The following is a 637-nucleotide window of genomic DNA, read 5'->3' as shown; positions in this document are numbered from 1 at the left end:
GGCCAGCTCCGCGTACGCGGCCCGGTCGGCCGACGGATACGCCAGCAGCACGTCGTCGAAGCCCGCCCGCGCCAGCCAGAGCGACTCCGCCAGGGTGAACGACATGACACCCGCGAACCCGGGGCGCGCCAGCACCCGTTCCAGCAGGGCGCGGCAGCGCACCGACTTGCTCGCCACCCGGACGGGCTTCCCGCCCGCCCGGCGCACCAGGTCGTCGGCGTTGGCGTCGAAGGCCTCCAGGTCCACCACGGCGACCGGGGCGTCGAGGTGGGCGGTGGCCCGGTCGTAACGGGTCCGGTCAGCGGCACGGGCAGTCATGGCCGCAGCTTGCCAGACGCCCGTACCGCTGGGTAGAGGGATGCCCGGGACGGAACGCGCGCACCCCGCGCTCCGTCCCACGGGGCGCCCCGCACCCCGTAGAGTGACCGGCAGGCGGTTGACCGACCACCCCGTCCGGGACGGCGAACCGCCGACGGTGCGGGGACGTGAACCAGGGGGCCGGATGAGTACCGAGGCGCGACGCGCTCCCGTGCCGCCCCGCCCGGCCTCACCGCCGCCCGTGCCACCGCGGACCCCGGCCCGCTCCGTGCCGCCCGCGCCGCGTCCCGGCGGCCCCGGACCTGTCTCTTATACACAT

1 pseudogene is annotated in these 637 nt (G+C 76.3%); it reads right to left on the bottom strand.

What is annotated here, in order from left to right:
- A pseudogene (locus IH13_RS0129965) lies at positions 1-318 on the bottom strand (amino acid deaminase/aldolase); the annotation flags it as partial.
- Positions 319-637: the final 319 nt, after the last annotated feature.

The organism is Streptomyces sp. NRRL WC-3549 (assembly GCF_000721935.1).
GTDB lineage: Bacteria > Actinomycetota > Actinomycetes > Streptomycetales > Streptomycetaceae > Streptomyces.
Note: the sequence above shows the minus strand (reverse complement) of the source record. Positions and strands in the feature narration are given on the sequence as shown.